The sequence below is a fragment of the Streptomyces sp. NPDC026575 genome (assembly GCF_055567415.1).
The window spans coordinates 187426-212289 of the sequence record NZ_JBVHQM010000001.1; the positions used below are offsets into that span (position 1 = coordinate 187426).

Here is a 24864-nt window from a genome sequence, read left to right on the forward strand (position 1 = left end):
TGTTGCGCACTGCACGACTGGTTGCGCGATGAGAGACATAGTGGGAACGCCGCCTCGGCACCGTCAAGGGGTGCGGGCCAGCTGTCGGCAAAAGACCTGTGACGCGTCCGGACACGGCCGCGGGGCCGGAGCAACCGCTCCGGCCCCGCCCACGCACCCGTACCCGTCAGCCGCTCAACAGGCGTACCCCATCCGCCGGGAGAGCTCCTCGGCCGCGGAGACGGTGCCCTTGACGACCTGGGGCAGCCGCTCCTCGTCCAGCCGGTAGGCGGGCACCGAGACGCTGATCGCCCCGATCACCGAGCCGTCGTGCGCCCGCACCGGCGCCGCGACCGCGCGCAGCCCGAGCTCCAGCTCCTCGACCGCCACCGCGAACCCCCGCTCGACGACCTCCCCGAGCTGCCGGCGCAGCTCGGCGGCCGAGGTGACCGTCCGCTCCGTGAGCCGCGGCAACTTCCGCCCCAGGACGGCCTCCTGGACCGGCGCGGGCTGGTACGCCAGCAGCGCCTTGCCGCTGGAGGTGGCGTGCAGCGGCGTACGCCGGCCGAGCCAGTTCTGCGCGGTGACCGAGGCCGGGCCGCGTGCCTGCATGATGTTGACCGCGGCATCGCTCTCCAGCACCGCGATGTTGACCGTCTCCCCCAGCTCGTCGGCCAGCTGCTTGCAGACCGCCGCACCCTCCTGGGAGATGTCCAGCCGTACGGCCGCCGCACCGGCCAGCCGCAGCACACCGGAGCCGAGGTAGTACTTGCCGCGCTCCTGCTCCTGCCCCACCAGCCCGCGGTTCTCCAGCACGCCGAGCAGCCGGAACGCGGTCGACTTGTGCACACCCAGCTCGTCGGCGACCTCGGTCACCCCGGCCTCGCCCAGCCGCGCGAGGATCTCCAGGACGCTCACCGCCCGGTCCACGGACTGCACGGCGCTCGCGGGCCCCTTCGGCGGCCTGCCCTCCGCCCGTCCCTCCACGTTGTCCGTCATCTGTCGGATCTCACCACCTGGCAACCCGCTCGCGGGTCCGATTCTGTGCGCTCGGTGTTTCCGGGGATCGCTTGACGCATCCGCTCCCCGTCTGGATTCTGTTGCGCATAGCGCTTCATCGTGCGCAACGCGAAACTCGATGATACCGAACAGTAACAGGGGGGTCCTGTGATTCCTGTCTGCCACCTCGCCGACCTGCCCGCAGGCGAGTCCGTACGCATCGACACCGCACCTCCGATCGCCGTCTTCAACGCCGACGGGCAGCTGTACGCCATCGACGACACCTGCACCCACCAGGACGCCTCGCTCGCGGACGGCTGGCTGGAGGGGTGTCTGGTCGAATGCCCGCTGCACGCCGCTTCATTCGATCTCCGCACCGGAGCGCCCACCTGCCTGCCCGCACGCCGGGCGGTCCGCACCCACCCCGTCACCGTCGAGCACGGCATGATCTACGTCCACCACGCCGCCGAGGAGGGCACCGCCGCATGAACTCGGTCGCTGTCATCGGGGCCTCGCTGGCGGGGCTGTACACCGCGCGGGCCCTGCGCGCCCAGGGGTTCGAGGGCCGCCTGGTGATCGTCGGGGACGAGCGGCACCGCCCCTACGACCGGCCGCCGCTGTCCAAGGACTTCCTGACCGGCTCGGCCGGACCGGAGCAACTGGCCCTGGCCGACGCCGAGGAGATCGCCGAACTCGACGCCGAATGGCTGCTGGGCACCCGGGCCGTCGGGCTCGACACCGCCGCGGGCGCGGTGCTGCTCGACGGCGACCGGACCCTGAGCGCCGACGGCGTGGTCATCGCCACCGGCGCCGCCCCCCGCCGCCTCGCCGGGCCCGCGCCCGGCGGGGCCCACACCCTGCGCACCCTCGACGACGCCCAGGCGCTGCGCGCGGACCTACTCCGGGGCCCGGTCAGGGTCGTGGTGATCGGCGCCGGCTTCATCGGCGCCGAGGTCGCCTCCTCCTGCGCCGCCCTCGGCCACCACGTCACCGTCGTCGAGGCCGCGCCGCTCCCCCTCCGCGGCCCACTCGGCGACGAGATGGCCCGGATCTGCTCCGCCCTGCACGCCGACCACGGCGTCACCCTCCTCACCGGCACCGGCGTCGCCCGCCTGCACGGCGGCGGCACCGACCGGCGGGTCACCGCGGTCGAGCTCTCCGACGGCCGGCTGCTGCCCGCCGAGGTCGTGGTCACCGGCATCGGCGTACGCCCGAACACCGACTGGCTCGCCGGCTCCGGGCTGCCGCTCGACGACGGCGTGCGCTGCGACGCCGGCTGTGCCACCCCGCTCCCCAACGTCGTGGCCGTCGGCGATGTCGCCAGGGTGGCCGGCACCCGCGCCGAACACTGGACCAGCGCGACCGAGCAGGCCGCGGTGGCCGCCCGGAACCTGCTGGCCGGCAGCACCGTCGCCACCCACCGCGCGCTGCCCTACTTCTGGTCCGACCAGTACGGCGTACGCATCCAGTTCGCCGGCCGGCCGGGCCCCACCGACACCCCGCGCGTCCTCGAAGGCTCCCCCGACGACCGCAGCTTCCTGGCCTGCTACGAACGCCCCGACGGACGCCGCACCGCCGTCCTCGCGCTCAACCGGCCCCGCCCCTTCATGCGCCACCGCCGCGAACTCGCCCGCGCCGCCCAGCCGGCCACCGCCTGACCTCCCGCCCGGATCCTGCACCACCACCTCGACTTCGCCCGTGCGGAGCACAGACCGAGGCGCCTCCGCCGTGGCGGAAGCGCCTCCGTTTCGAACCGGACGACCGGCGAACCTACGAACTCAGACCGTCAGCCTCTCGTGGTTCACCCAGACCACCTTGTACGGGTACTTCTGCTGCCACTTCTCGCGAAACTCGCCGAGCTTGCCGTACTCCGTGAGCTTCTGCAGGGTGGGAAGGTCCTTGCAGCTGATTTCCGAGATCGCGCTGGAGACGAAGACGGGAGCGTAGTCGTCGTCCGGCAGCCGCAGGTGCGGCTTGTGGTCGATCTTCTCGGCCAGGCCGGATCCGAGGATGACCTCGTCCATTTCGGAAAAGAACTGGTTCCGCTCCGCCTCGGGCATCGAGTCGGAGAAAGAGAAGACCAAGGTATGGATGATCATTTTCGCCTCTGGAACTTGGGGTGAGATCAGTGCGTGCCGGCCCGCCGGCGGCTGTCGCCCGGCGGCCGCACGCCTTGCGCCATGCATCGTTCCGTGGCGCACTCAAGGAGCACTCAAGAGGACGGAGTGCTCACGAGGTGCACAGGGAGTACGCCGAGTACTGGAGGAGAAGGAGCGCTCAGCTCCCTGACGGGATCGACGCCTCGATCGCGTGCAGGTGCGAGTTGATGGGTCCCACGCCTTCGAGCCGCAGTCCGGCCCGCTCGACGAGCGCGGTCACGCCCTTCTTCGTGTGCCGCCTGCCGTCCGTGTTGAGCAGGAACAGCAGGTCGATGCCGGTGGCGTACTTGATCTCCGGGCTGTCGTCCACGAGGTTCGTGATCACCACGATCCGGCTGCCGGGCCGCCCGGCGCGCGCGGCATTGCGCAGCGCGGTCACTGTCTTGTCGTCGCCCCATTCGAGGATGCTCTTGAAGAGGTAGACATCGGCCTCCACCGGGATCTCCTTGAGGCAGTCGCCCGCCATGACCTGCGCGCGCGATGCCAGCGAACCCCCGGGGCGCAGCCGCGGATCGGGCTCGGCCACGGCGGCGGGCAGATCGACGAGCGTGCCCTTCAGGTCCGGGTTGTTCTCCAGGAGCGTCGCCAGGGTGTAGCCGCGGCCGCCGCCGATGTCCGCCAGGGTTCCTACGCCCCGCAGGTCGAGCCGCTCGGCGACCGCGTCCGAGGCAAGGCGGCTCAGCTCCGTCTGGGACTTGTTGAACACCTCGGTCGACTCGGGCCACTCACGGTGCAGATGCGTGAAGAAGTCCGTCCCGTACCGCTCCTCGAAGTGCCCCTTGCCGGTGCGCACCGCCTCCTCCAAGTGCGGCCACAGCTCCCAGGTCCATGGCTCGGTCACCCACAGCACCCAGAACTTCAGGCTCTCCGGGTGGTCCTCGCGCAGCAACCGCGACGCGGGCGTGTGCGAGTGCCCCTCTGCGGTCTCGGTGAAGATGCCGTAGCACTTCAGCGTGCGCAGCAGCCGCTCCAGGATCTCCGGGTCGACCTTGAGCGCGGCGGCCAACACACCAGTGGGGGCCGGTGCTTCGCCCAGCACGTCAGCGATGCCGATGCGGGCGGCCACACGCAGCGCGGCCGCACCGGCGGAGCTGAGGGAGAGCTCGCGCAGTACGGTCATGGGCACCGGAACGCCCCTGTCGGCCCCGTTCGTCGTCGTGGTCGGCTCGGTCCTGATGATCTTCATCCACCCCTCCGCGGTCGGAACGACACCGACGACCCGGTGGCCGCCGATCGCCTCGACCCTCGGCCGGCGTGCTCAGATGACACTCAAGGCCGGCTAATCCACGTGTGCTTGACACTTCCTTGAGGGGCGCTTCCTACGGTATGGCCATGCAGCGAAGTGATCTTTCGGGTGTGTGGAAACTGACCGCGTTCGACGAGGTGGGACCCGGCGACGAGCGGCTCGAAGGCCCCCTGGGGCCGGACCCGCGCGGCCTCCTGATCTACTGCGACGACGGCCATATGTCCGTGAGCCTCATGCGGACCGCCGACTCCACGCGCCGCCCGACGACCCCCACCCGCCTCGACTTCATGGGGTACGCGGGGACGTGGCGGCTCGACGGGGACCGGGTGATCCACAGGGTGACCATCACGCATACGCCGCGTCTGAAGGACCACGACCAGATCCGTGAACTCCGCCTGGACGACGAACTGATGAGCCTCTGCGGCACGGTGTCGTTCGAGGGCCGGGAGGTGCGGCGCGTCCTGGAGTGGCGCCGGAGCGGGGAGCGCCGATGACCGTGACCGCCGCCACCCCGCAGACGGCGCCGGGCGGTCTCGCGGCCGCCGCGGACCGCATGACCGACACCCTGGCCCACCACGCGGCCGCCGCCGACAGGGAGCGGCGGCTGGCGCCTGATGTGGTCGCGAAGCTCCTGTCCGCCGGTTTCGCCCGACACTTCGTTCCGACCCGCCACGGCGGCACCGAGGGCACGTTCACGGACCTCGCCCAGGCGCTGCGGATCGTCGGCGGCGGCTGTGTATCCGCCGCGTGGGTGGGCCTGATCTACGCCTCGTCGGGCCGCATGGCGGCGTTCCTGCCGCGCGCCGGGCAGGACGAGGTGTGGGCCGACAGCCCCGACGTGGCCGTGTCGAGCGCGCTGCGCCCCTCCGGGAGCGCGACCCGTTCCGGCGGCGACTGGGTGCTCACCGGGCGGTGGGACTTCCTCAGCGGCGTGCGGCACGCCGATTGGTCGCTGCTGTGCGTCGCGGGTGAACGACCACGGGGCGTACGGTACTTCGCCGTCCCGCGCGGCCAGTACACGATCGAGGGGACCTGGTGCCCCACGGGCATGCGGGCCACGGCGAGCGACTCGGTGCAGGTCGACCACGTCCGCGTACCCGACGCACGCGCCTTCCCGCACGAAAGCCTGCTCGACGGCAGCGACGACCCCGAGGCGGCCGCCTGCTACCGCGTGCCCCTGCCGGGCAGCGGCCCGCCGCTGTTCGCCGCGCCCGCCCTGGGAGCGGCCACAGCGGCCCTGACCGGCTGGGCCGAGCGGCGCACCCAGCGCGATGCCACCGCCCGCCTGGCCCTGACCCGCGGCGCCGCCGGACTCGACATCGCCCAACTGCTCCTGGACCGCGCGGTGGCGGCCGCCGACGCGCCGCCCATGACCCGCGAGACCGTGGCGCGCACCATGCGGGACGCAGCGACCGCCGCCCGCCTCGTCCGCGATGCCGTCGACCGGGTGGTCGAGATCTCCGGGTCCGCGATGCTGTCCGAGGCCGACCCGCTGCAGCGCGCCTGGCGGGACGTGCGCACCGCGGTCTCGCACGGCGCCCTCGACCTCGATCGCAGTAGCGCGCAGTACGTACGTGACGTGTGGGGCTGGACGACCGACTGCAGCTGAGCGAAGGAGATTCCCCATGACCGGACACAGCGACGTCGTGGTGATCGGCGCCGGCCATAACGCCCTGATCGCCGCCGCCTACCTGGCCCGTGCGGGCCTCTCCGTCACGGTGCTCGAAGAGCGGGCCGAGCCGGGCGGCGGCACCTCCACCGGCGAGCTGACGCTCCCCGGCTTCGCGGACGACCTGGCGTCCACGTTCCACATGTATGCCCAGCTCAACCCGGCCGTGGGCGAGGACGAGCTGGGCCTGGTCGCCGAGCACGGCCTGCGCTATGTCGCCCCGTCCCCGGCCCTGGTCTCCTGCCACGGCGGCACCGAGCCGGTCGCCGTCGAGCGCAGCGCCGAGGCCACGGCCGACGCCATCGGTCGCTACTCGCGCGCGGACGCGCACGCATTCCTGGAGCTGCTCGCCGAGTACGAGCCACTGCTTCCCGAGCGCGTACGGCGCTCCTCGGCACCGCCCGGCACGGGTGGGCCGGTGGACGAGGACGCGGCCCGGCGCCTGGACGCGCTCGCGGCCCGCGACGGCTACGGCCTGGTCCACGAGCGCTTCGAGGACGACCGCACCCGGGTCCTGCTGCTCGGTTTCGCGGCGGCGATCGGCAACCTGAGCCGGCCGGGGACCGGCTTCGTACCGGCGGAGTTCGCGCTGCTCCTCACCCGCGTTTCGGGCGCCATCCCGGTCGGCGGTTCCGCCGCGCTGCCCCGTGCCCTCGTGGCCTGCGTCCGGGCGCACGGCGGCCACGTTCTGTGCGGACGGCGGGCCGAGCGCATCGTCGTGGAGCACGGGCGCGCCACCGGGGTGGTCACCGCCGGAGGAGAGCACGTCACGGCCGGCCGGGCCGTCCTGTCCGCGGCCCACGTGACCCAGCTGCCCGATCTGCTGGGCCCGGACGTCCAGCTGCCGCCCGAATTCGACACGCTGCGCCGCTGGCGCAACGGCGCGTCGGTGCTCCAGGTCCACCTCGCCCTGCGCGAGGCTCCTCAACTCCCTACTGCTGACGGCCCGTTGAGGCCCGTGACCACCACCTTCGGCACCCTGCGCGGGCTCGCCGCGCAGTGGGCGGACATCGCCGCGGGCACCCTGTCCGGCGACGACCGGATGCTGGTGGCGCTCGCCCCGTCGGTCATCGACCCGATCCGCCTCCCAGAAGGTCGTGCGTCGGTACGCCTGTTCACCTACGCGCCCTACCGCCTTCACGGGGACCCGGCGCGCTGGGAGGGCGAGAAGGACAGGTACGCGCAGCGACTCGTCGACACCTACGCGCGCCGCGTCACCGGCTATGAGCCGGGCGACGAGCTGGCCCGCTCCGTCCACTCCCCCGTCGACCTCGCCGCCGCCAACCGGCACTTCGTCGAGGGCGGCTACATGGGCGGCGAGATGGTCCCGAACCAGCTGGGGACCAACCGGCCCGTGCCGGGCTGGAGTTCGTACCGCATGCCGGTGCCGCGCCTCTACCAGACCGGGGCCTGTACCCACCCCGGGGGCGGAGTGAGCGGCTGGCCCGGGCGCAACGCCGCCCGGGTGCTCCTTGACGACCTGGGCATCGACCCCGGCAAGGTGATGCGAGACCAACGGGACGTGCGCCTTCCCGACATCCCCTCCGTGCCGATGCGGGCCTGAGCCCCGTACGCGGGCTCGATGCCGGCAACAGGCCCGCATCAAGCCCCGGGGGTCACCTTCCGGCGGGACCAACGGTGTTGCGCAGCCGGCCGAGCCGCTCGATCTCGATGACGATCTCGTCGCCGGGCTCCAGACACTCGCCGCGTGCCATCCCGACCCCGGCCGGGGAGCCGGTCAGGACGACGTCGCCCGGCATCAGCGTGATGTCCTGGGCGGCGGCGGACAGCAGCTGGGCCACCGGCCGGATCATGTCGCCGGTCCGCGCGTCCTGCTTCAGCTCGCCGTTGACCCACAGCCGGATGCCCAGGTCCTGAGGGTCGTCGACGAACCAACTCGGCACGATGCCGGGGCCCAGGGGGCAGAAGCCGTCGAGGGACTTGGTGCGCAGCCAGTCGTACGCGAACGGCGGACCCACCGGGTCCTCGCGGCACAGCGCGTCGCGAGCCGAGACGTCGTTGGCGATGGTGTACCCGGCGACGTGATCGAGGGCCTCGGCGGGGGTGAAGCCCTTGCCCTCCTTGCCGATGACGACGGCCAGCTCGGCCTCCCAGTCGAGCCGCCGTCCTGGACCGCTCGGGAAGGTGATCGCCTCGTCGGGACCGATCACAGTGGTCCGCGGGATCTTGGGGAAGAAGTAGGGCTCGGCGGGCGGCTGCCGCTCCTCGACGCCCATCTCCTGGAGATGGCTGGAGTAGTTGGCGCCCGAGCACAGGACCTTGGAGGGGTACCTCAGGGGCGCGAGCAGCGCCGCGTCCGGCACGGCGGTGGCGGGGTCCGGCCGCCATGAACGCAACGTCTCCTCCACCCGCGCCCACCGCCCGAGGAGGTCGAGCAGTGGCGTGTCCGCCAGGGCGCCTGAGACGGCGTGGACGGTTCCGTCGGTGGTGCGGATGCCGGTGCGGGGGCCGCGGTGGGCGGCAGAGGCATAGCTGACGAGGGACCAGGGTTCGCGGGGCACTACCGGTGTCTCCTTCACGGTGTCACGGGGATCACGGAGGTTCACAGGTGTCACGGGGCGGGTTCGAGGTTCTCGGTGAACTCGGCCGGGCGCAGCGGGCACCAGACCGCAGAGGGGACGTCCTGCCAGTCGCGCGGCTCCCAGTCCGCCGTGATCTGGTCCATGTCGAGGAAGTACTCGGCCCAGCTTCCCCAGGGGTCACGGATGTAGTGGAAGAGGTTGGAGCCGAAGGTGTGCCGGCCGAGGCCCCAGCTCAGCTCGCTGCCCCGCTCGGCCAGGTTGCGGGCGCCGAGCACCATTTCGTCGACGCTGCCGACCTCCCAGCTGGAGTGGTGCAGGCCGGGGTGCGTGCTCTGGACGAGACCGAAGACATGATGGTCCCCGGGGCCGCAGTTCATGAACGTGACCATACCCGGCACGCGGTCGGAGACGCCGAGCCCCAGGACGCGGGCGTAGAACCGCTCCGACCTGGCCACGTCCGAGGAGAAGATCAGCACATGGCCGAGACGGCGCGGGCGGGCGGGTGCGCCGGCGGTCGGCCACCGCGCCTCGCCCAGGCGCCGGTAGTCACCTGGCACGTTCATGGGCGGCGCCGCGGCCGGACCCGGCAGCGACGGGCTCTCCTCCCGCAAGGTGATGCGATTGCCGTCCGGGTCGCGCAGCCACAGGCCGCCCTCCACCTCGGCCGACGGCGCGTCCTCAAGGCGGACACCGAGGCCCTCCAGGTGCCTCTGCATCGTGGACTGGGCGCCGGGGGCGACGCCGAACGCCACGTGATGCAGCCGCTTGTCCGGCCCGTCGAGGAGCAGCGTCCGGTCAAGGTCCTGGCCGTCGCATCGCACGGCCAGCGCCTCGCCGCGCTCGGTCACCGACAGCCCCATGTCCTCGTAGAACCGGCCGCCCCGGCTCACATCGGGCACTTGCAGGCCGTAGTGGAGGAGACTGGAAACCCGCACGGCACAGTCCTTTCTCTCGTCTCTCTGTCGCTTGCCCCATGGGTTTGGCCATGGATTTCCTGGTACAGCAACTGCAATTCCCCCGAGGGTTCCAATCCCGTCTCCTCGGCCATGGCCCGGCGCAGCCGACGGAATACGTCAAGAGCTTCCGTGCGGTATCCACTGCGCTGGAGCACCAGCATGTAGTAACGGTGCAGCAGTTCGTCGAAAGGGAACTGGGCCACAAGTTCCGCCAGTTCGGGCCGCACACACTGATGACGCCCCAAGCCGATTTCGGCCTGGATGCGCAACGTACGCGCCGTCAGGCGTGACTGCTCGACGCGTGCCGTGACCGCCCGCAGCGGAAATCCCCGGTCGACGCCGGCCAGCAGCGGCCCGCGCCACATGCCCTCCGCCTGCCGAAGGAGCCGTACGCCCCGGTCCCGGTCGCCCGCGCGCAGCGCCTGCCGTCCGGAGTTCTCCAGGGTCTGGTAGCGGGGCAGGTCGAAGTGGCAGTTCTCGGTGTGGAAGGAGTACCCCTTGTTCCTGGTCCGCAGCAGGTCGGCCCGCACATCGACGCCGCGTAGGCCGAGCGCGACCGCCAGGTTGCGGCGGATGTTGAGGACATACGCCTGGATCGCCGTGACGGCGGTCCTGGGTGGCCGGTCGGACCAGAGCTCTTCGGTGATGGTGCTGATCGGAACGGTGCTCCCGGAATTCATGAGGAGCAGCGCGAGGAGCTTCCTTTCCTTGGGTGCGGTCGGTGTGGGCAGTGCATTTCCGGAACGTAACCGGAGCGGACCGAGCACCCGGATGTCGAGCATCGAACCCCCTCTCACCGACACTCCCTCGTGGAATGCCCCCACACCGTAAGCGGGCCCACTCAAGCCGCACTCAAGCAGTTGTCCGTGAGTCCGACTTGAGGAGCGCTTGAGGCCCGCTTTCCAGACTTGATCCCACGTGGGCCCCCGCCCTCACCGGGGGCCCATGAATCCCGTATCCGTCCGTGAGCTGCCCGCACCGGGAAGGCACCCATGATTCTGCACACCCTGATCTACCGGTTCGACGACAAGGTCACCGAAGCCCAGCGGCTTCAGTTCTTCGACGGCCTGCGGGAGCTGGTGCTCGACTCCGCATACATCGAGGGCTTCGGCTATGAGCCCCACCAATGGCTGCCCGTGGACGAGAACTCGCGTGGCATGACGGGCCAGGTGATCGCGCAGTACGCGGCCAAGGACCTGGACGCGCTGCGGAAGTTCTCCGAACAGCCGCACGTGCACGAGTTCCTGACCGCCTGGCGGTCGAAGATCTCGTACGAAGCCGCCTACGCCAATCACTCCGAGATCACCATCGCCGGACGGCGAGCCCTGCGGCACACCGAGCACACCGTGACCGTCGATGCCCCCGTCGACGTGGTCTGGGACGTCCTCGTCGACGTCGAGGGGTACGCCCGGATCTTCCCGCCCACGCGGGAGGCGAAGATCATCGAGGACTCCGAGACGCACCAGATCGTCCGCCTCGTCGTCGATGTCAACGGCCAGATGCAGTCGTGGGTGTCGCGCCGCGACATCGACCACGAGCGCCATGTCATCGCCTACCGCCAGCTTGAACTCGCGCCGCTCATCGGACACATGGCCGGCGAGTGGCGTGCCTATCCGCTGACCGAGAGCCGTACCCAGCTCGTCCTCACGCACGACTTCAAGCCCAAGGACCCCGTGGACGGCAAGGTGGCGGGCAAGTTCACCTACGAGGAGGCCGACGAGCTGCTCCAGGGCGGCGTCGAGCGCAACAGCGTCGACGACCTCGGCGCGGTCAAGTCCGAGGCCGAGCGCCGGACGAGCGGGGCGGCATGACGCGGTTCATCGACCTGAGTGTGGCCACGCGGTCCACGCCGAGCGAGGCCACACCGGTCACCGTCGAGCTGCTCGACCACCGGACCGGGGCCACGGTGCTCGGCCTGGCACCCGAGGACTTCCCGGACGGCATGGCCATCTCCAACGAGACGGTCACGCTGACCACGCACACCGGCACCCACATGGACGCCCCGCTGCACTACGGCCCGGTCAGCGGCGGCGCACCGGCTCAGAGCATCGACCAGGTGCCGCTGGAGTGGTGCCACGGCCCGGGCGTCCGCCTGGACGTGCGCCACGTGCCGCCGGGCGAGGGCATCACCACCGACCACGTGGTGGCCTCGCTGAAGGAGGCCGGCCATGAACTGGCCCCCGGCGACATCGCGTTGCTGTGGACGGGGGCCGACCGGCTGTGGGGCTCCGCGGACTACCTGCGCGAGTACCCAGGGCTCACCGGCGCCGCAACGGCCCACCTGGTCGAGCGCGGGGTGCGCGTCATCGGCATCGACGCCTGGGGCCTGGACCGTCCCATGCACCGCATGATCGAGGACTACCGGCGCACCGGCGACAACGGCTACCTGTGGCCCTCGCACATCTACGGCCGCACCGCCCCCTACCTGCAGCTGGAGAAACTCGCCCGGCTCGACGCCCTGCCCGCGGCCACGGGGTTCACCGTGTCGTGCTTCCCAGTGGCCGTGGCGGGCGCGGGCGCCGGCTGGACCCGGGTCGTCGCCCTCGTCGCTGAGCCCTGACCGCACCGAGGAGGAACATGCGCCCCACGGCAGCCCTTCGGCAATTGGCGCTCGACCACACGGCACAGGACCTGCTGTTCCGCGAGGCACGCACCGCCACGGCCTTCACCTCCGAAGCCGTCGGCGACGACCAGGTGCGGGCCGTCTACGAGCTGGTGAAGTACGCGCCGACGTCGATGAACCAGCAGCCCCTGCGCATCGTCCTGCTGCGCTCCGACGCGGCCCGCCAAGAGCTGATCTCCCGCCTTGACCCGGGCAACCGGCCGAAGGCCGCGTCGGCGCCGCTGGTCGCGCTGCTCGCGGCCGACCTCCGCTTCCACGAGACGCTGCCCGAGGTCTTCCCCCATCTCCCGCACGCGAAGGACCTGTTCGCCGATCCCGCGGTACGCCGCGAGTCGGCGCTGTTCAACACCGCCCTCCAGGTCGCGTACTTCATCATCGGCGTACGGGCCGCGGGCCTGGCCGCGGGGCCGATCGTGGGCTACGACGCCGACGGGATCAACAGGACGTTCTTCGGCGACCGCACCCGGGAGATCGTCACCGTCGTCAACATCGGCCGTCCCACCCAGGAGCCCGGGCACCCCCGGCTGCCCCGGCTCCCCTTTCACGACGTCGTCACCACCGCCTGACCCCATAAGGCCACCATGAGACAAACAGGAGAGCCCCGACCCCAGCAGGCCGGTGACTGGGCCGTGTGCCCGCGGTGCCGAGAGCTGGTCTACGGTCCGCGGCTCACACGGAATCTGCGGGTGTGCCCCGGCTGCGGGTACCACCACCGACTCACCGCCCCCGAGCGCATCGCCCAGCTCTTCGACGAGGGCAGTACGGAGCTGCTGCCCTTGCCCGTGTGGAGCGGTGACCCCCTCCGATTCACCGACACCAAGTACACGGAGCGCCTGGAGGCGGCGCGCATCGCCACCGGGCTCGACGAGGCCGTCGTCCTGGCGCGCGGCACCCTCGGCGCGCACCCCGTGCTCGCGGCGGTGACGGACTTCCGGTTCCTCGGCGGCAGCCTGGGATCGGCGGTGGGCGAGCTGATCACTCTCGCCGCCGAACGGGCCCTCAGTGAGCGCGTCCCGCTCCTGATCGTCACCGCGTCGGGCGGCGCCCGCATGCAGGAGGGTGCCCTGTCCCTGATGCAGATGGCGAAGACCGCGCAGACCCTCGGCGACCTCGACCGGGCCGGGATCCTCACGGTCTCGCTGATCACCGACCCCACGTACGGTGGGGTCGCCGCCTCCTTCGCCACCCTCTGCGACGTCATCGTCGCCGAACCGGGCGCCCGGATGGGCTTCGCCGGTCCCCGGGTCATCGCGCAGACCATCCGGCAGGACCTCCCCGAGGGTTTCCAAACCGCGGAACATCTCCTGGAGCACGGCCTGGTGGACACCATCCGGCCCCGGGCCGAACTGCGCGAAGCCCTGACCCGGCTGCTTGCCGCAGGGTCGCAGCCGACCCGGCCGGACGGCACCCCGCCGCCCGCGAAGTGCACGCTGATCCGGGACCCCGCCCAGCTCCCCGACGCGGACGTGTGGGACACCGTGCAGCGCGCCCGGCACCTCGGCAGGCCCACCACCCTCGACTACATCGGGCGCCTCTTCACCGGTTTCGAGGAACTGCACGGCGACCGCGTCGGCGGCGAGTGCCCCTCGATCGTCGGAGGGCCCGCGTGCCTGGACGGGCTGCCGGTGATGGTCATCGGTACGCAGAAGGGCCACACCACCAAGGAGCTGCGCGAGCGCAACTTCGGCATGGCGACCCCAGCGGGATACCGCAAGTCCGCCCGGCTGCTGCGGCTCGCGGGCAAGCTCGGCCTGCCGGTGATCACGTTCGTCGACACCCCGGGCGCGTACCCCGGCGTGGAGGCCGAGGAGCAGGGCCAGGCGGTCGTCATCGCCGAGAACATCCGCCTGATGGCCGCACTTCCGGTGCCCGTGATCACCCTCGTCACCGGCGAAGGGGGGAGCGGCGGCGCCCTGGCCCTGGCCGTCGCCGACCGCGTCCTCGTCTGTGCCCACTCCATCTATTCCGTCATCAGCCCCGAGGGCTGCGCGGCGATCCTCTGGAACGACCCCACGATGGCCCCGGAGGCGGCGGAGGCCCTGCGCATCAACGCGGGCGCACTGCTGCGCCTCGGCATCGCCGACGCCGTCGTACCCGAGCCCGCACAGGGCGCGCACAGCGATCCGGCGCTCGCCGCCGATCGCGTGCACGCGGCGCTGACCTCGGTTCTCGCCGAGTTGCGCGCGCTGCCTGCGGCGGAGCTCGTCGCCGAACGGCACGCGCGCTTCCGGGCCTTCGGGGCCGTGGAGTCCTTCATCACCGCCACCAAGGAGGCGATGCAATCGTGACCACGACCACGGAGGGCACCGAAGGCGCCCTCGACGAGCTGCGCCGCCACGCGGTGCGGCTCGTCCAGGAGTTCCCCCGGCCACCGAAGTCCCTGCGGCTGCGGGCGGGCGAGCTGGCCCTCGAAGCCGAGTGGGACGAACAGCCGGCGCCCGACGCCCCGGCCCCCGAGGACGACCGGGCGCCCGAGCCGCACGCGGCCCAGCTCTGCGCGGACCTGGTCGGCGCCTTCTACCGGGCCCCGTCGGTGCACATCGGCCCGCCCGCCGCGAGCCGCCCGGTCATCATCAAGGCGGCTCGCGGCATGACCGTCGTCCACGACCGCGCCGACTTCGCCGCCGCATACCGCCACACCGTCGTCCGCGCCCGCGCCCTCTTCGGCGACCCCGCCGTCTTCGTCGAGCGCTGTCTGCCCACCGCACGACACGTGGAGGTCCAGGTCCTCGCGGACGCGTACGGCAACGCCGTGTACGTCGGCGACCGCGAGTGCTCCGTGCAGCGCAGGCACCAGAAGCTCATCGAGGAGGCACCCGCGCCGCACCTGCCCGCCGCCCTGCGCGCACGCATGGGTGAGGCCGCGGTGCGCGGCGCCCTACCGGGTGCCCGTCTCCTACGACTCGCTGCTCGCCAAGGTCGTGGTGTGGGCGCCGACGCGCGACGAGGCGCTGCGGCGCATGGACCGGGCGGTCGGCGAGTTCCGCGTCGCGGGCCCCGGGGTGCACACCACTCTCGGGTTCCTGCGGTGCGTCATGGACGAGCCCGCCTTCCAGAACGGGAAGTACGACACGTCAATCGTCTCTCAGGTGCGAGGAATGAGGACCGACCGATGACACGACCGACACGCCGTGTGGCGATCACGGGGATCGGGGTACGAGCACCCGGCGGCGCGGGGACGAAGCAGTTCTGGGATCTGCTGACCTCCGGCCGCACGGCGACCCGCCGGATCTCCTTCTTCGACCCGAGCCCGTACCGGTCTCAGGTCGCCGGCGAGTGCGACTTCGACCCCGTCCGGGAAGGGTTGACGCCGCGCCAGATCCGGCGGATGGACCGTTCGGCGCAGTTCGCGGTGGCCTGCGCCCGCGAGGCGATGGCCGACAGCGGCGCCGAGTTCGCCGAGCTGGACCCGCACCGCACCGGCGTCACCCTGGGCAGCGCCGTCGCGGCGGCGACCAGCCTGGAGCGCGAGTACCTCGTGCTCTCCGACGGCGGCCGGCAGTGGGAGGTCGACCCGGCGTATCTGTCGCCGCACATGTTCGACTACCTCACGCCCGGCGCCGCGGTCGCCGAGGTGGCGTGGGCGGTTGGGGCCGAGGGCCCGGTGGCGATGGTCTCCGACGGCTGCACCTCGGGCCTCGACGCGCTCGGCCACGCCTGCCGCCTGATCCAGGAGGGCAGCGCCGACATGATGGTCGCCGGGGCGGCGGACACCCCCGTCACGCCGATCGTCGTGGCCTGCTTCGACGCGATCAAGGCGACAACCCCGCACAACGACGAGCCCGAGCGGGCCTCGCGCCCCTTCGACCGCACGCGCAGCGGATTCGTCCTCGCGGAGGGCGCGGCCATGTTCGTCCTGGAGGAGTACCAGCACGCCCGGCGGCGCGGCGCGCACATCTACGCGGAGATCACCGGCTACGCGACCCGGCTCAACGCGTACCACATGACCGGTCTCAAGTCCGACGGCCGCGAGATGGCCGAGGCGATCAGGGCGGCCCTGGACGAGTCGCGGATCGCCCCGGACACGGTGGACTACGTCAACGCGCACGGCTCGGGCACCAAGCAGAACGACCGGCACGAGACCGCCGCGTTCAAGCGGAGCCTCGGCGACCACGCCTACCGGGTCCCGGTCAGCTCCATCAAGTCGATGGTGGGCCACTCGCTCGGCGCCATCGGCTCCATCGAGGTCGCGGCCTGCGCCCTCGCCATCGACCAGGGCGTGGTGCCGCCGACCGCCAATCTGCACGAGCCCGACCCCGAATGCGACTTGGACTATGTGCCGCTCACGGCACGCGACATGGAGGTGGACACGGTGCTGAGCGTGGGCAGCGGCTTCGGCGGCTTCCAGAGCGCCATGGTGCTGCGCCGCACGGGTGGGGAGCGCGCGTGACGGACAAGGTCGTGGTGACCGGCATCGGCGTCCTCGCCCCCAACGGGCGCAACACCGAGGACTTCTGGGCAGCGACGCTCTCGGGCACGAGCGGCATCGGCGAGATCGAGCGGTTCGACACCGCGCGGTACCCGTCCCGGCTGGCCGGTCTGATACGGGACTTCGACGCCGAGGAGCACATCCCGAAGCGGCTCCTGCCCCAGACGGACGTCTCCACGCGGTACGCGCTTGCGGCCGCGGCGAGCGCCCTGGAGGACGCCGGAGTGGACCCGGCCGAGCTCCCGGAGTTCGACATGGGCGTGATGACCTCGAACGCCACCGGTGGCTTCGAGTTCACACACCGGGAGTTCAACAAGCTGTGGTCGCAAGGTCCGTCGAAGGTGAGCGTCTACGAGTCCTTCGCCTGGTTCTACGCCGTCAACACCGGCCAGATCTCCATCCGGCACGGCATGCGCGGCCCCGGCAGCGTGGTGGTCAGCGAGCAGGCCGGCGGGCTCGACGCGGTCGGCAACGCGCGCCGCGCCGTCCGTCTCGGCACCCCGCTCGTGGTCTGCGGCGGCCTCGACTCCGCCTTCGACCCCTGGGGCTGGGCGTCCCACCTTTCCGGCGGCCGGGTCAGCACCACCGCCGACCCCGCCCGCGCCTACACACCGTTCGACGTCCACGCGGACGGCTATGTGCCGGGCGAGGGCGGCGCGATCCTCATCGTAGAGAACGCGGACGCGGCCCGGTCGCGCGGCCGCACGGTGTACAGCGAGATCGCGGGCTATGCCGCCACGTTCGACCCGGCCCCCGGCCGCGGACGCCCGCCGGGCCTGCGCCGGGCCGCCGAACTCGCCCTCGCCGACGCCGGGTTGCGGCCCGCGGACGTCGGCGCCGTATTCGCCGACGGGGCCGGGCTACGGGCCGAGGACGCCACGGAAGCGGCCGTCATCCGGGAGGTGTTCGGGCCCGGGGCCGTGCCCGTGTCCGTCCCGAAGGCGCAGACGGGCCGGCTGTTCGCGGGCGGCGGGCCGCTCGACCTGGCCGCGGCCTCCCTCGCGCTGCGCGACCGGGTCCTGCCGGCCACCGCGCACACCACCACCGTGCCCCGGTCGTACGGCATCGACCTGGTCCTCGGGGAACCCCGCCGCTACGACTTCGACGCCGCCCTGGTCCTCGCCCGCGGCAAGGGCGGCTTCAACTCGGCGGTCGTGGTGCGGCGGGTGGACGCCGCGGACACCCCGCGCTGACCCGCACGCCCGCCCCCGTACCGCATGCTCGCCCTGGCCTGCGTACCGATTCTTCGCAGTGCCCCGTACCGACACCTAGGAGAAGCTCCCCATGGCACAGATCGCAGCCCAGGACATCATCCGCCTGCTCGCCCAGAGCGCGGGGGAACTGGAGTTCACCGGGAGCCCGGAGGACGCCCTCGACCTCACCTTCGACGCGCTCGGCTGTGACTCGCTCGCCCTCCTGGAGACGACGGCCCGTATCCAGGACGACTACGGTGTCTCGCTGTCCGAGCACGTGGTGGGGGACCTCGACACCCCGCGCTCCCTGATGGCCGCGGTCAACGACGCGGTTGCCCAGGCCGGTTGAGCGACCCCTCGGGCGCACGCCGTACGCCCCGGCCCGTCAGCGCAGCCGGACGAAGGCGTCGGCGACCCGGACCAGCCACGCGATGTCGTCCTGCAGCCCGGACGACCGGCTGCGGCTGTCCGCCCTCGCATCGACGGTGGCCGAGACCTCGGGTGCCCTGCCCGCGCGCTTCTCCCGGATCGCCACGGACAGGGCGTACGCCTCGGCGTCGGCGCCGGAGAGCGGCGCGCTGGTGCGCCGGTCGAGGCCGGGGGGCAGATAGGGGCGCAGGGCGCGCTGGCCGTCCCGGATCTCGATGACGCGCCGGTAGAGCCGGTAGTCCAGGTCCCGGAGCGGCAGCAGGTGTTCGAGGCGGTGGAGGAGCGGGGGATCGAGGACAATGTCCGGAACGGCCTGGTAGAGGGCCAGCCACAGGGGCCGCAGCCGCAGGTAGGCACGGTACTTCGCGCACCACCGCGCGGCCCTGCCCAGACTCGGCCCCCAGGCGGGCACGGTCCATCCGAACACCTTGAGGATGGTGCCGATGTCACCGGTGAACCAGTCCGGGACGTGCAGCAGACGTACATCGCCCCCGGACAGCTCGCCCGTGATCTCCCAGCAGCGGACCCCGCAGTGGCTGAAGGAGAGCACGGCGCCCAGCATCGCAGCCCCCATGCCCCAGCGCAGCCAGGACCGCTTGGCGATCTTCATGTACCTCCGGGACAGGCGCGCCGTCTCCAACTGCCCCAGCGCGCATACCCCGAAGAAGAGGTAGAGGTATGCCGCATATCCGGGGTCGCGCATGTCCGCGGTGCTGAGCCGGTCCGCCACGAGCCTTCGGTTGTCGAGCCCGAGCGCGAGGTGCAGGGTGACGAGCAGAGCCGCCATGCCCACCCAGGCGGCGACCAGTCGGCGCGCCCGGGGCCGTGCGGCGTCGCGAGGGTGGGACCAGTAGGTCAGGAACACCGTCTGCGCGCCGGTGAAGCCGACGACGGCGACCTCGGTCACCAGCGGCGCCAGATGCTGGTGACCGGGCAGCAGCGTCGTGGTCGGAGTCACCCGGTTGAGCTGTTCCAGGAAGCTGACGGAGGAGCACAGGAAATACCCGCACAGGGCGAGCACGGCCGGGTCCCTGCGGCTGCGCAGCAGCACGGGGAGGTTGTAGAGGAACGCGGCGAGGGCCGCGGCGGCGCAGATCCAGCCGATGGCCTGGCTGGGAAGGCTGTCGAACAACGTTCCTCGAAGGAAGTTGGCGCGGGTGGTCGGGGGATCAGTCAAGACGTCCGGGTTCGGTCGGACCATGCGATCGACGCAGGTGCGGGCCGATGGTCGCCTCGATGCGCGCGATGATCTCCGCGTCCGCGTAGGGGACCTCGCCGGCAGCCTCCGGGGGGTCCGAGGCGGCCTGCTTGAGGAAGAGCGACGCGATCATCTCGGCCTCGCGCTCCTGCGGATCGGTGTATGTGGACCGGTAGAGGACGTCCCGCACCAGCTGAGGGTCGAGATCAGGGAAGAGCGGGTCGGCGCCTTGGGTGATCGGATCGTCGCCGGTGCGGTGGCCGCAGAGGATGTGGGCCAGTTCGTGGACGATGATGTGGTCCTGGTACGCGTCGCTCGCATCGGCCGCGTACACGACGACATCCACATCCTGCCAAGCGATCCACATCCCGCAGGGCTCCGGGGGCTTGAGTCTCATGGGGACGGTCACCACCGGACGGCCCCGTAACGCACTGATGTGGCTGCGCAGTTCGGTAATGCTCCGGGGGCCGGGGGAGCCGAGCGAGGCGAGGCGCCGTTGACAGGCGCGACGCAGGTCGGCGTTCCTCCGGATCCAGGCCCGGCGCGGTCTCAGCAGAGCGGACACTACGTGGATCTACTCCTCAACGGGCGGCAGTCCCTGCAGTTTGCGGACTTGGTCGATAACGGCGGTGATGGCGGCGAGGCTCTCCGGCGGCAGTCCCACCACGCGCAGGGCGACGCCGCGCACACCGGCCTGGCCCAGCTCGTTCAGCGCCGCCAGCTGGGAGTCGACGCGGTCAGCGTGATCGGGATCGACGAAGTAGGCCGGCGAGACACCGAAGAACTTCGCCAGGGCGCTCAGCAGGTCGGTGGAGGGATTGGTCCGCTTGCCCGTGCGCAGTGCCGACAGATACGCACCGCTCACTTTCAACCCGGGGTTGATGCACTTGACTTCCTCGGCCACCTCCCGGTTGGTCCAGTTCCTGCCCTGTGGTCGGCTTGTGCGGAACAGGTGGTTGAGCCTTTCCGCGAGCACCACTTGACCGTCGTTGTCCGCCATGTTCTCACTCTCTGCGCCATTCCGGACGCTGTGGATTCCAATTGTCCACAAACAACCTGTAGTTGACAACGAACGGGCCGTATATGCAGAATGCAAACAACTGACAGTTGTCTTCGTATGGCCTCTATCAACTGACGGTTGATTTTGGCTGACGAGCGCTCCGTCATGGAGGGGGACCATGGGAGTCCACATAGGCATCGATGTACTCGGCTCGCTCTCGCTGCACACGGACGAGATACAGGCGACCCCGACTGCTCCCAAGGAGCGCAAGGTTCTGGCGCTCCTGCTGATGAACCACTCACATGTCGTGCCGGTCTCGCAGCTCGTGGAGGAGCTGTGGCACGACAGTCCGCCCAAGACCGCAGTCACCGCCCTGCAGACCTATATCCGCAACATCCGCCGCAGCATCTCGGCCAAGATGGCGCTGCCGCCGGCCGTGGTGAGCGGTGAACTCCTGCAGACCAAGAGTATGGGCTACGTCTTCAACACCGAGGCTTGCACCTTCGACCTGGCTGAATTCCGCAAGCTCACGGCGGCCGGGCGGGCTGCGCTGCGCGTCGGCGACCAGATCGGCGCGGTGCGGCAGTTGCAGCTCGCCGACGACCTCTGGCACGGCTCGGCGCTCGTCGACGTTGATCAGGGACTGCCGCTCCAGGCGGAGGTGTCGCGCCTCGAACAGTCACGGCAGTCGGCACGCGGCTTACGTATCGAGACCGCGCTCCGCATCGGCTGCCACGACGAAGTCCTCGGCGAACTGGCCGGATTGGTGCTCCAGCTGCCCTTCGACGAGCACCTGCACGCGTACTACATGCTCGCCCTGCAGCGCTCTGGGCGCCGCCCCCAGGCCCTGGAGGCGTTTGACCGGCTCCGCCGCTCCATGGCCGACGAACTCGGCCTCGAACCCTCCCCCGACCTGCGCCGGCTGCAGCAGGAGATCCTCGGCCCCGCGGAGCCCGCCCCCTATCGGGAGGGGCAGACGGTCACGGGCCAGGCCGGCTCGCGCGAGGTGCACGCCCTCCTCCAGCGGACCCGCCTCGGTGCACCCGCGCCCGCAGTCTGAGACGAGGTGAAATCCCCCCATGCCCATATCCACCTCCCCGTCCCATGACCCCGGGCGCTGGAAGGCCCTGGCCTTCATCTGCCTTGCCCAGCTGATGGTCGTGCTCGATGTCACGATCGTGAACATCGCCCTCCCCTCCGCCGCGCACGACCTGGGCTTTTCCGACGCCAACCGGCAATGGGTGGTCACCGCCTACGCCCTGGCCTTCGGCAGCCTGCTGCTGTTCGGCGGTCGCATCGCCGACCTGTGGGGCCGCAAACGCGCCTTCGTCACCGGCGCTGTCGGCTTCGCCGCAGCCTCCGCCCTGGGCGGCGCCGCCGCCGACACCGCCATGCTCATGGGGGCCCGCGCCCTGCAGGGCGTCTTCGGCGCCCTGCTCGCCCCTGCCGCGCTGTCCCTGTTGGCCGTGACCTTCACCGAGGCCAGGGAACGTGCCAAGGCGTTCGGGATCTACGGGGCCATCGCTGCCAGCGGCGCCGCCCTGGGCCTCATCCTGGGCGGCGTACTCACCGAGTACCTCACCTGGCGCTGGACGCTGCTGGTCAACATCTTCTTCGCCGCCGCCGCAGCCCTCGGCGCCCTCGCGTTCGTCCACGATCCCCGCACCGGCCACCCCCGCGGGCACCGCCTGGACATCCCCGGCGTGCTGCTCGCCTCCGGCGGACTGGGCTGTCTTGTCTACGGCTTCACCCGGGCCGAAACCGGCGGGTGGAACGCCGCCGGCACCCTCGGCCCGATCGGCACCGGACTGTTCCTACTGGCCGTATTCGTGCTCCTGGAGCGCCGCGTGGACGCCCCGCTACTGCCGCTGCGGGTGATCCTCGACCGCAACCGCGGCGGCGCCTTCCTCTGCCTGGCCCTCGCCATCATCGGCATGTTCGGGTTGCTGCTGTTCCTGACCTTCTACCTCCAGGTCGTCCTTGGCTTCAGCCCCCTGCAGTGCGGCCTGGCGTTCCTGCCGTTGACAGCCGGCATGATGACCGGCGCCACCCAGATCGGCACCCGCCTGGCCCCGCGCCTACCCGCCCGCACACTGATGGCCCCCGGCTACCTCGTTGCCGCCGCCGGCCTGGTCATCCTCGCCCAGATCACGCCCGACAGCTCCTACCCCGCCGTCGTCCTGCCCGGCATGGTCGTCACGGGACTGGGCATGGGCACGGCCCTGATGCCCGCCATGAGCCTGGCCACTCACGGCGTCGCACCGCGGGACTCCGGCGTCGCTTCCGCCTTGGTCAACACCTCTCAGCAGATCGGCGGCGCCATCGGCACCGCCCTGCTCAACACCATCGCCACCATCGCCACCACCACCTACCTGCATCACCACCATGCTGCGGGCCCCGCAGCGGCCGGCAGCCTGCGGCTGCGGGCCATGGTCCACGGCTACTCCGCCGCCATCTGGTGGGCGGCCGGCCTCCTCGCTCTCTCCGCCGCCCTCGCCACCCTCCTCGTCAACCACCGTCCAAGCTCCTCCCCTTGCCGCCGAGCTCGCCCGCGCCGTGACTGCGCACACCGGGTACGCCCCGACCGCTGAAGAGGTGCCGTCGAATGCCGAACGTCGGCCGTAGGGGCCCTCAGCCCTCGGCGCCGCCGCGCGGCTCCAGGCGGAAGCGGAACGCGGCGCCGCCGGTGTCGACGGCCGTGGCGCCGCCGTCGACGGTGAGGACCGCGCCGTTGACGAAGGACGCGGCCGGCGACAGGAGCCAGTCGATGGCCTCGGCGACCTCGCGTGGCTCGCCGGGGCGGCCGACGGGCAGCAGCCGGGTGGCCTCCTCGTACGCGGCGTCGACGCCGCCGGCGAGACCGGACTCGTCGGCGAACCGCGCCATCCGCCGGTCGGCCATCTCGGTACGCACCCAGCTGGGGCAGACGATGTTGGCGCGCAGCCCGTCGCGTCCGTAGTCCACGGCGAGGGAGCGGCAGAGCTGGAGCAGGGCCGCCTTGGAGGTCGCATAGGCGGCATTGCCGTCGCCGTTGCGCAGGGCGGAGACCGAGGCGACCGCGACGACGGCGCCGCGTGCCGCCAACAGGTGTGGCAGGGCGGCACGTTGGAGGAGGAAGGGGCCGGTGACGTTGGTGGTCATCACGGCCTCCCAGTCCTCGATCGACAGATCGCCGACGGAACCGCCGCGGGCGATACCGGCGTTGAGGACCAGACCGTCGAGCCGCCCGTACGCCGAGACCGCGGCATCGACCAGACCCTGGACGGCCTCGGGGTCGGCGGTGTCGGAGGGGTGGGCCAGGGCGCCGGTCTCCTCGGCGAGGCGGTGCAGCGGTTCGGGCCGGCGGCCGGAGATCACCACCTGGTGGCCGGCCGCCCGCAGCAGCCGGGCGGTGGCGGCACCGATGCCCGTACCGCCGCCCGTCACGATGACAACGCGCTGTTCCGCCATGGTCGTTCGCCCTCCGCTTGATGATCGCTTACCGCCCTGGCGATCATACGGAGGACGCCCGCCCGGCCGCCGCACACTTCCGGCCCCGCCCGCCCCGCACCGCACCGGACCTCGGTGCCGCGCCGTCAGGCCGCCGTCAGCTGACGGGTCGCGGCGTCGACGGTCTGGGTGAGCAGGGTCGCGATGGTCATGGGGCCGACGCCGCCGGGGACCGGGGTGATCAGGGAGGCGCGGCCGCTCGCGGAGTCGAAGTCCACATCGCCGACGTTGCCGGGGTTGTAGCCGGCGTCGACGACGACGGCACCGGGCTTGATGTGCTCGCCGGTGAGCAGACGGGGCCGGCCGACCGCGGCGATCAGGACGTCGGCCTGCCGGGTGATCGACGCGAGGTCGGTGGTGCGGGAGTGGCAGTAGGTGACGGTGGCGTTGCGGCCGAGCAGCAGCATCCCGACGGGCTTGCCGAGGATCGCGCTGCGGCCGACCACGACGGCGTGCTTGCCGGCCAGCTCGACGTCGTAGTGGTCGAGGAGGCGGAGGATGCCGGCCGGTGTGCAGGAGGCGAAGCCGTCGACGCCGAAGCTCATCGTGGCGAAGGAGTGGAAGGTGACGCCGTCGACGTCCTTCTCGGGGGCGATGGCCTCGAACGCGGCGCGCTCGTCGATATGCGGGCCGACCGGGTGCTGGAGGAGGATGCCGTGGACGGTGGGGTCGTCGGAGAGCTCGGTGAGGGTGCCGACCAGCTCCGCGGTCGTGGTCCCGGCGGGCAGTGCGATATGCCGCGACCGGATCCCGGCCTTCTCGCAGCGGGCGCGCTTCATCCGTACGTACGTCGCGGAGGCGGGGTCGTCACCGACGAGCACGGTCGCCAGGCAGGGGGCCTGGCCGGTCTGCCGGGTGAGGGCCGTCGCGCGCTGCGCGGCCTGCTCGACGATGCTGCGGGCCAGTGCGCTGCCGTCCATGAGGCGGGCGGTCTGGGTCATCGGGTGCTCCT

General features: G+C 71.5%; 26 protein-coding genes and 1 pseudogene. 16 read left to right on the forward strand and 11 right to left on the reverse strand.

All coding sequences use genetic code 11. The features are described 5' to 3' along the window. Positions 1–174: 174 nt before the first annotated feature. Positions 175–978 (reverse strand): IclR family transcriptional regulator, encoded by an 804-nt coding sequence (locus ACZ4NB_RS00830; RefSeq protein WP_467657406.1) that lies wholly within the window; start codon positions 976–978, stop codon positions 175–177. Positions 979–1146: 168 nt separating this feature from the next. Between ACZ4NB_RS00830 and ACZ4NB_RS00835 the strand changes: the two genes are divergently transcribed. Together ACZ4NB_RS00835 and ACZ4NB_RS00840 are read left to right on the forward strand one after the other, a co-directional pair. Next, complete coding sequence (locus ACZ4NB_RS00835) at positions 1147–1467, forward strand: bifunctional 3-phenylpropionate/cinnamic acid dioxygenase ferredoxin subunit (protein ID WP_467657407.1); 321 nt, start codon at positions 1147–1149, stop codon at positions 1465–1467. Continuing rightward, entirely contained in the window at positions 1464–2636 is a 1173-nt protein-coding gene (locus ACZ4NB_RS00840) for an NAD(P)/FAD-dependent oxidoreductase (protein ID WP_467657408.1), read from the forward strand. The genes ACZ4NB_RS00835 and ACZ4NB_RS00840 overlap by 4 nt, the downstream gene beginning before the upstream one ends. A gap of 120 nt (positions 2637–2756) precedes the next feature. Here ACZ4NB_RS00840 and ACZ4NB_RS00845 read toward each other — a convergent pair whose 3' ends face one another. Beyond that, positions 2757–3062: a hypothetical protein gene (locus ACZ4NB_RS00845; RefSeq protein WP_467657410.1), complete on the reverse strand. Its 306-nt coding sequence runs from the start codon at positions 3060–3062 to the stop codon at positions 2757–2759. 193 nt (positions 3063–3255) lie between these two features. Further along, positions 3256–4323 (reverse strand): methyltransferase, encoded by a 1068-nt coding sequence (locus ACZ4NB_RS00850; protein ID WP_467657411.1) that lies wholly within the window; start codon positions 4321–4323, stop codon positions 3256–3258. Positions 4324–4469: 146 nt separating this feature from the next. Here ACZ4NB_RS00850 and ACZ4NB_RS00855 point away from each other — a divergent pair, with 146 nt between their 5' ends. The 3 genes from ACZ4NB_RS00855 to ACZ4NB_RS00865 are packed head-to-tail and all read left to right on the forward strand — an operon-like array spanning position 4470 to position 7616. Continuing rightward, positions 4470–4877, forward strand: a complete 408-nt coding sequence (locus ACZ4NB_RS00855; RefSeq protein ID WP_467657412.1) for a lipocalin-like domain-containing protein — start codon at positions 4470–4472, stop codon at positions 4875–4877. Continuing rightward, positions 4874–5992, forward strand: coding sequence for an acyl-CoA dehydrogenase family protein (locus ACZ4NB_RS00860; protein ID WP_467657414.1), 1119 nt, complete (start codon positions 4874–4876; stop codon positions 5990–5992). The genes ACZ4NB_RS00855 and ACZ4NB_RS00860 overlap by 4 nt, the downstream gene beginning before the upstream one ends. A 16-nt stretch (positions 5993–6008) precedes the next feature. Next, positions 6009–7616: a phytoene desaturase family protein gene (locus ACZ4NB_RS00865; protein WP_467657415.1), complete on the forward strand. Its 1608-nt coding sequence runs from the start codon at positions 6009–6011 to the stop codon at positions 7614–7616. A 52-nt stretch (positions 7617–7668) separates the two neighbouring features. On the opposite strand, the gene ACZ4NB_RS00870 is transcribed toward ACZ4NB_RS00865, so the two are convergent. From ACZ4NB_RS00870 to ACZ4NB_RS00880, 3 genes are read right to left on the reverse strand one after another with little or no spacing between them, the layout of a single operon-like run. Next, positions 7669–8574 (reverse strand): fumarylacetoacetate hydrolase family protein, encoded by a 906-nt coding sequence (locus ACZ4NB_RS00870; protein ID WP_467657416.1) that lies wholly within the window; start codon positions 8572–8574, stop codon positions 7669–7671. A gap of 50 nt (positions 8575–8624) precedes the next feature. Then, positions 8625–9530: a VOC family protein gene (locus ACZ4NB_RS00875; RefSeq protein ID WP_467657418.1), complete on the reverse strand. Its 906-nt coding sequence runs from the start codon at positions 9528–9530 to the stop codon at positions 8625–8627. After that, on the reverse strand, positions 9482–10333 hold the full coding sequence (locus ACZ4NB_RS00880) for an AfsR/SARP family transcriptional regulator (RefSeq protein ID WP_467657419.1): 852 nt from the start codon (positions 10331–10333) through the stop codon (positions 9482–9484). Before ACZ4NB_RS00880 ends, ACZ4NB_RS00875 begins: the two co-directional genes overlap by 49 nt. A gap of 210 nt (positions 10334–10543) precedes the next feature. Between ACZ4NB_RS00880 and ACZ4NB_RS00885 the strand changes: the two genes are divergently transcribed. The 9 genes and pseudogenes from ACZ4NB_RS00885 to ACZ4NB_RS00925 all read left to right on the forward strand — a co-directional run bounded on the left by ACZ4NB_RS00885 (position 10544) and on the right by ACZ4NB_RS00925 (position 18145). Beyond that, positions 10544–11362 carry an aromatase/cyclase gene (locus tag ACZ4NB_RS00885; protein WP_467657420.1) on the forward strand — a complete coding sequence of 273 codons (819 nt, stop codon included), beginning with the start codon at positions 10544–10546 and terminating at the stop codon, positions 11360–11362. Further along, complete coding sequence (locus ACZ4NB_RS00890; RefSeq protein ID WP_467657422.1) at positions 11359–12111, forward strand: cyclase family protein; 753 nt, start codon at positions 11359–11361, stop codon at positions 12109–12111. The genes ACZ4NB_RS00885 and ACZ4NB_RS00890 overlap by 4 nt, the downstream gene beginning before the upstream one ends. 17 nt (positions 12112–12128) lie before the next feature. After that, entirely contained in the window at positions 12129–12740 is a 612-nt protein-coding gene (locus tag ACZ4NB_RS00895; protein ID WP_467657423.1) for a malonic semialdehyde reductase, read from the forward strand. A gap of 15 nt (positions 12741–12755) precedes the next feature. Next, positions 12756–14462, forward strand: a complete 1707-nt coding sequence (locus ACZ4NB_RS00900; RefSeq protein ID WP_467657424.1) for an acetyl-CoA carboxylase carboxyltransferase subunit alpha — start codon at positions 12756–12758, stop codon at positions 14460–14462. A 302-nt stretch (positions 14463–14764) separates the two neighbouring features. Continuing rightward, positions 14765–14986 (forward strand): annotated as a pseudogene (locus ACZ4NB_RS00905) (ATP-binding protein); the annotation flags it as partial. Between the two features lie 73 nt (positions 14987–15059). Beyond that, positions 15060–15290, forward strand: coding sequence for a hypothetical protein (locus tag ACZ4NB_RS00910; protein WP_467657744.1), 231 nt, complete (start codon positions 15060–15062; stop codon positions 15288–15290). Continuing rightward, complete coding sequence (locus ACZ4NB_RS00915; RefSeq protein ID WP_467657745.1) at positions 15287–16564, forward strand: beta-ketoacyl-[acyl-carrier-protein] synthase family protein; 1278 nt, start codon at positions 15287–15289, stop codon at positions 16562–16564. Before ACZ4NB_RS00910 ends, ACZ4NB_RS00915 begins: the two co-directional genes overlap by 4 nt. After that, positions 16561–17796 carry a ketosynthase chain-length factor gene (locus tag ACZ4NB_RS00920; protein ID WP_467657425.1) on the forward strand — a complete coding sequence of 412 codons (1236 nt, stop codon included), beginning with the start codon at positions 16561–16563 and terminating at the stop codon, positions 17794–17796. The genes ACZ4NB_RS00915 and ACZ4NB_RS00920 overlap by 4 nt, the downstream gene beginning before the upstream one ends. A 91-nt stretch (positions 17797–17887) precedes the next feature. Beyond that, complete coding sequence (locus tag ACZ4NB_RS00925; RefSeq protein WP_467657427.1) at positions 17888–18145, forward strand: acyl carrier protein; 258 nt, start codon at positions 17888–17890, stop codon at positions 18143–18145. A 36-nt stretch (positions 18146–18181) separates the two neighbouring features. On the opposite strand, the gene ACZ4NB_RS00930 is transcribed toward ACZ4NB_RS00925, so the two are convergent. The 3 genes from ACZ4NB_RS00930 to ACZ4NB_RS00940 form a co-directional block, all read right to left on the reverse strand. Continuing rightward, entirely contained in the window at positions 18182–19402 is a 1221-nt protein-coding gene (locus ACZ4NB_RS00930) for an MAB_1171c family putative transporter (protein WP_467657428.1), read from the reverse strand. Next, positions 19395–19820, reverse strand: a complete 426-nt coding sequence (locus ACZ4NB_RS00935; RefSeq protein WP_467657430.1) for a toxin — start codon at positions 19818–19820, stop codon at positions 19395–19397. The genes ACZ4NB_RS00930 and ACZ4NB_RS00935 overlap by 8 nt, the downstream gene beginning before the upstream one ends. A 177-nt stretch (positions 19821–19997) precedes the next feature. Continuing rightward, positions 19998–20423 carry a helix-turn-helix domain-containing protein gene (locus ACZ4NB_RS00940; protein WP_467657431.1) on the reverse strand — a complete coding sequence of 142 codons (426 nt, stop codon included), beginning with the start codon at positions 20421–20423 and terminating at the stop codon, positions 19998–20000. Between the two features lie 178 nt (positions 20424–20601). On the opposite strand from ACZ4NB_RS00940, the gene ACZ4NB_RS00945 reads away from it, so the two are divergent. Beyond that, positions 20602–21483 carry an AfsR/SARP family transcriptional regulator gene (locus ACZ4NB_RS00945; RefSeq protein WP_467657432.1) on the forward strand — a complete coding sequence of 294 codons (882 nt, stop codon included), beginning with the start codon at positions 20602–20604 and terminating at the stop codon, positions 21481–21483. Between the two features lie 19 nt (positions 21484–21502). After that, complete coding sequence (locus ACZ4NB_RS00950) at positions 21503–23014, forward strand: MFS transporter (protein WP_467657433.1); 1512 nt, start codon at positions 21503–21505, stop codon at positions 23012–23014. Between the two features lie 40 nt (positions 23015–23054). On the opposite strand, the gene ACZ4NB_RS00955 is transcribed toward ACZ4NB_RS00950, so the two are convergent. Together ACZ4NB_RS00955 and ACZ4NB_RS00960 are read right to left on the reverse strand one after the other, a co-directional pair. Next, a complete protein-coding gene (locus ACZ4NB_RS00955) occupies positions 23055–23873 on the reverse strand; it encodes an SDR family NAD(P)-dependent oxidoreductase (protein ID WP_467657435.1) in 819 nt (272 codons plus the stop codon). 125 nt (positions 23874–23998) lie between these two features. Beyond that, positions 23999–24853, reverse strand: coding sequence for a bifunctional 5,10-methylenetetrahydrofolate dehydrogenase/5,10-methenyltetrahydrofolate cyclohydrolase (locus ACZ4NB_RS00960; RefSeq protein WP_467657436.1), 855 nt, complete (start codon positions 24851–24853; stop codon positions 23999–24001). Between the last annotated feature and the right edge of the window lie 11 nt (positions 24854–24864).

Coding starts and splice junctions, on each gene's coding strand:
- ACZ4NB_RS00830 (WP_467657406.1), bottom strand. CDS start 978: ATGACGGACAACGTGGAGGGACGGGCGGAGGGCAGGCCGCCGAAGGGG.
- ACZ4NB_RS00840 (WP_467657408.1), top strand. CDS start 1,464: ATGAACTCGGTCGCTGTCATCGGGGCCTCGCTGGCGGGGCTGTACACC.
- ACZ4NB_RS00850 (WP_467657411.1), bottom strand. CDS start 4,323: ATGAAGATCATCAGGACCGAGCCGACCACGACGACGAACGGGGCCGAC.
- ACZ4NB_RS00855 (WP_467657412.1), top strand. CDS start 4,470: ATGCAGCGAAGTGATCTTTCGGGTGTGTGGAAACTGACCGCGTTCGAC.
- ACZ4NB_RS00860 (WP_467657414.1), top strand. CDS start 4,874: ATGACCGTGACCGCCGCCACCCCGCAGACGGCGCCGGGCGGTCTCGCG.
- ACZ4NB_RS00865 (WP_467657415.1), top strand. CDS start 6,009: ATGACCGGACACAGCGACGTCGTGGTGATCGGCGCCGGCCATAACGCC.
- ACZ4NB_RS00880 (WP_467657419.1), bottom strand. CDS start 10,333: ATGCTCGACATCCGGGTGCTCGGTCCGCTCCGGTTACGTTCCGGAAAT.
- ACZ4NB_RS00885 (WP_467657420.1), top strand. CDS start 10,544: ATGATTCTGCACACCCTGATCTACCGGTTCGACGACAAGGTCACCGAA.
- ACZ4NB_RS00890 (WP_467657422.1), top strand. CDS start 11,359: ATGACGCGGTTCATCGACCTGAGTGTGGCCACGCGGTCCACGCCGAGC.
- ACZ4NB_RS00895 (WP_467657423.1), top strand. CDS start 12,129: ATGCGCCCCACGGCAGCCCTTCGGCAATTGGCGCTCGACCACACGGCA.
- ACZ4NB_RS00900 (WP_467657424.1), top strand. CDS start 12,756: ATGAGACAAACAGGAGAGCCCCGACCCCAGCAGGCCGGTGACTGGGCC.
- ACZ4NB_RS00915 (WP_467657745.1), top strand. CDS start 15,287: ATGACACGACCGACACGCCGTGTGGCGATCACGGGGATCGGGGTACGA.
- ACZ4NB_RS00925 (WP_467657427.1), top strand. CDS start 17,888: ATGGCACAGATCGCAGCCCAGGACATCATCCGCCTGCTCGCCCAGAGC.
- ACZ4NB_RS00935 (WP_467657430.1), bottom strand. CDS start 19,820: ATGAGACTCAAGCCCCCGGAGCCCTGCGGGATGTGGATCGCTTGGCAG.
- ACZ4NB_RS00940 (WP_467657431.1), bottom strand. CDS start 20,423: ATGGCGGACAACGACGGTCAAGTGGTGCTCGCGGAAAGGCTCAACCAC.
- ACZ4NB_RS00945 (WP_467657432.1), top strand. CDS start 20,602: ATGGGAGTCCACATAGGCATCGATGTACTCGGCTCGCTCTCGCTGCAC.
- ACZ4NB_RS00950 (WP_467657433.1), top strand. CDS start 21,503: ATGCCCATATCCACCTCCCCGTCCCATGACCCCGGGCGCTGGAAGGCC.
- ACZ4NB_RS00955 (WP_467657435.1), bottom strand. CDS start 23,873: ATGGCGGAACAGCGCGTTGTCATCGTGACGGGCGGCGGTACGGGCATC.
- ACZ4NB_RS00960 (WP_467657436.1), bottom strand. CDS start 24,853: ATGACCCAGACCGCCCGCCTCATGGACGGCAGCGCACTGGCCCGCAGC.